The sequence below is a fragment of the Streptomyces sp. MB09-02B genome (genome assembly GCF_033794485.1).
GTDB lineage: Bacteria > Actinomycetota > Actinomycetes > Streptomycetales > Streptomycetaceae > Streptomyces.
On sequence record NZ_JARGEE010000627.1, the window covers coordinates 1 to 3,749 of the forward strand.

General features: G+C 73.2%; 1 protein-coding gene. It reads right to left on the bottom strand.

All coding sequences use genetic code 11. From position 1 onward, the window contains the following. Positions 1–376: 376 nt before the first annotated feature. A complete protein-coding gene (locus P1P70_RS41915; RefSeq protein WP_319247340.1) occupies positions 377–3,385 on the bottom strand; it encodes an AfsR/SARP family transcriptional regulator in 3,009 nt (1,002 codons plus the stop codon). Positions 3,386–3,749 lie beyond the last annotated feature (364 nt).

Consider the following 3,749-nt stretch of genomic DNA (forward strand, 5'->3'; position numbering starts at 1 on the left):
GGCGGGGCGGGCATCGCGTTGTCCAGCGTGCGGATGTCGTCGGTCTTGACGGGCTCGCTCGGCATCGCGTTGTCGAGCGTGGTGGCCTCCGGCTTCTCCGCCGGCGGCGTCGGCATGGCGTTGTCCTGCGTGGTGGCGTCCGCGGTCGTCTTCTTGTCGCTCATGTCGTGATTTCCTCTGCTGTGGTGACGAACCGGCAAGGCCCGTCCGGTCGCTCCCCCGAGGGCAGCCGGACGGGCCGTTCGGAGCCTCACCCTGATCGGTTGAGCTCCTGGTCAGACCGTCTGCCCCCCGACGCGACGGTGTGACAGGTACGAGAGTGCCGGACGGCGATAAACGAATGCTGAACGCCCCCGACGCGACGCCCCGGCGCGGCTCACGCGGCCCGGGGGGTCGTGAGGAGCGTACGGGTCTCTTTCGCCTCGACGGTGCCGCCGGTCTGCTCGTAGAGGCCCAGCGCGTCACGCCAGCAGGCCCTGGCACGGTCCGCCTGGCCCAGGGCGAACAGCGCGCGGCCCAGCAGCGTCAGCACATTGCCGCGCATGCGGTCGCCGCCGATCACTCCGAGGGCGAGGGCCTGTTCGGCGTGCTGTGCCGCCGACGTGGGGCGGTGCGCCGCCAGATGGGCCTCGGCGATACGGAAGTTGGTCACGCCCTCCCAGAGCCGCTGCCGGTGGTCGATGAAGATGCCCAGCGCGTCGGAGAGCTGACTGAGCGCCTCGGCGTGCCGTCCCGCCCGGGTCAGCGCGATCCCCAGCGTGAAGTGCCCGTTGGCCAGGCGCATCGTCCGACCGATCTCCAACTGGGCCGCGAGGCCCTGCTCGGCGACCTCGACGGCCTTGGTGATGCTGCCCATGCCCAGGTGGGCGCGGGACAGGTTGCACAGACTGAGCGCCACGCCGGGGCGGTTGCCCGCCGTGCGGTAGCCCTCGATGGCCTGCTCCAGGAACATCTTGCCGTCGGCGTACCGGCCCTGGTGCAACGAGATGATCCCCCGGTCGTTGGACACCCAGCTGATCGCCCGGTCGTCCCGCGCGGTGGACGCCAGCTCCATGGCGAGCCCGGCCTGCTCCTCGGCCTGCTGGATGCGCCCGCTCACCAGTAAAACGTTGGTGAGCATCATCCGCGCGCGCCCCTCCGCCCGCGCGTCCCCCGCCGCACGCGTCGCGTCGCACATCGCGCGCGCCGTCGTCTCGTACTGGTGGGAGTTGGCGCCCGACTCTGTGAGGTCCTTGGCGGCCCAGAGCAGGTCGACCGCACGGCGCAGCCGGTCCGTGCCGGCGGACTGGCGTACGCAGGCCAGGAGGCAGGACGCCTCGGTGTAGAGCCAGTCCAGCGCGGCGGAACCCTCGGCGAAGCGCAGGCCCGGATAGACGGTGATCTCCAGGTGGTCCACGAGCCGGTCGCCGGGGCGCTCGATCGCGTAGACCTGGGAGGCCGTCGCCAGATAGAAGTCCAGCAGCCGCGACATCGCCGACTCCCGTTCCCCCGGCGGCTGTTCGTCCCGTTCCGCGCATGCACGCGCGTAGAGCCGGACGAGATCGTGGAAGCGGTAGCGGCCGGGGGCGGCGGATTCGAGGAGGGACGTGTCGACGAGGGCCTCCAAGAGATCCTCGGTCTCCTCCGGCGGCAGGTCGAGTACGGCGGCCGCGGCGGCCAGCGAGATGTCCGGGCCGTCCGCGAGGCCGAGGAGCCGGAAGGCGCGGGCCTGGGCGGGCTCCAGCTGGCCGTAGCCCAGCTCGAAGGTGGCCTTCACGGCCAGGTCGCCCGCCTGGAGCTCGTCCAACCGCCGCCGCTCGTCGGCGAGTTTGGCGGCCAGGACGGACACCGTCCAGGTTCTGCGCGCCGCCAGCCGGGAGGCGGCGATGCGGATGGCGAGGGGGAGGAAGCCGCAGGCGCCGACGACGTCGAGGGCGGCCTCGCGTTCCGCCGCGACCCGCTCCTCGCCCACGATCCTCGTGAAGAGCCGCAGCGCCTCGTCGGGGGACATCACGTCCAGGTCGACGAGATGGGCACCGGCCAGGTCCACCATGCGCACCCGGGCGGTCACGAGGGCCGCGCAGCCGGCGGTTCCCGGCAGCAGGGGCCGTACCTGGGCGGCGTCGCGCGCGTTGTCGAGCAGGACCAGCACCCGGCGGCCGTCCAGGACCGACCGGTACAGCGCGGCCCGCTCCGCCAGGGAGTCGGGGATCGCGGAGTCGGCCGTGCCCAGCGAGCGCAGGAAGGCGCCGAGGACCGTCTCCGGCTCGGCGGGGCGGGCGCCGGCGCCCTGGAGGTCGACGTACAACTGGCCGTCGGGGAAGGCCGATCTGGCCTGGTGGGCCACGTGCACCGCGAGGGTCGTCTTGCCGACGCCGCCGATGCCGGCCAGCGCGGACACGGCCATCACCTGGCCCTCCGCGCCGGAGGCCGCCGCCAGCACCGCGCTCAGGTCCTCGACGAGAGCGGCACGACCGGTGAAGTCCGGGACAGTGGCGGGGAGTTGGGCGGGCCGGACAGCGGCGGCGGCAGGCTCCGGGGCCGGTGGCGCGGAGGGTGCCGCGAGGCCGGGGTCGGCTCGCAGGATGCGCTGCTGCAACTCCCGCAGGCCGGGGCGCGGGTCCACGCCGAGTTCGTCCGCGAGCAGGCGGCGGGTGTCCGCGTACACCGCGAGGGCCTCCGCCTGGCGTCCGCTGCGGTACAGCGCCAGCATCAGTAGTTCGCGCAGTCGCTCCCGCAACGGGTGCGCAGCGGTGAGGGCGGTCAGCTCGGAAACCGCCTCGGCGTGGCAGCCCTGCTCCAGGTCCATGTCCAGGCGGGACTCGACCAGTTGGAGCCGCCACTCGTCGAGGCGGGCCCGCTGGGTCTCCGCGTACGGGCCCGGAACGCTCGCCAGGACCTCGCCGTCCCACAGCCCGAGCGCCTCGTTCAACAGCCGACGGGCCCGGCACAGGTCGCCGGAGTTCTTGGCCTTCTCCGCGTCGGTCGCCAGTTCCTGGGCCACGGCGAGGTCCAGGGCGCCGGCGGGCAGCGCGCGGACCGCGTAGCCGCCGGACTCGCTGACCAGGACGCCGGGGGAGAGCACCTTGCGCAGCCGGGAGGCATACGTCCGTACGGCGGCCAGCGCCTGGGACGGCGGCTCGTCGCCCCACAGCGCGTCGATCAGCTCGCTCGCGGTGGCGGTGCGGCCCTCGCGGAGCAACAGGGCGGCGAGCAGGGCACGTTGCTGGGGCGAACCGGTGGCGAGGGGTTCGGTGCCGCGCCAGGCCCGCACGGGCCCGAGCACGCCGAAGCGCAGCTCGGCCGGGGCCTCGGGGGCCGGTGCCGCGGTCTCGGCGTCCACTGCGGTCCTCTGCTCCGGCACTCGCGGCCCACCGACCTCCGGCACTCCCGGTCCACCGCCCATCGACAGCCCCCTAAGGCCTACCTGACAACCAGGCCAGTTTGCCTTGTTCATGGCGGATCCGTCAGCCGTGCGAGAGGTCGATCACAGGGAGGCACGCGGGACGACACCAGGTCTGCACAGACTCTCCCGGACCCGCGCGTCCTGATCGCCGCCGTGCCGCCGCCGGGTCGCCGCCGTATCGCCGCCGTGCCGCCGTATCGCCGCCGTGCCGCCGCCGTGCGGACGCAACCGTGTTACCGACGGTGTTACTGACGGGCCGTCAGATCGGCGCTACCGTGACGGACATGGACACCTTGGAGACGAGCGCCACGGATCCCGACAGCCCCACTCCCGCCACGTCCGCCCCCCGTCTCTTTAAAAAACT

Coding starts and splice junctions, on each gene's coding strand:
- P1P70_RS41915 (WP_319247340.1), bottom strand. CDS start 3,385: ATGGGCGGTGGACCGGGAGTGCCGGAGGTCGGTGGGCCGCGAGTGCCG.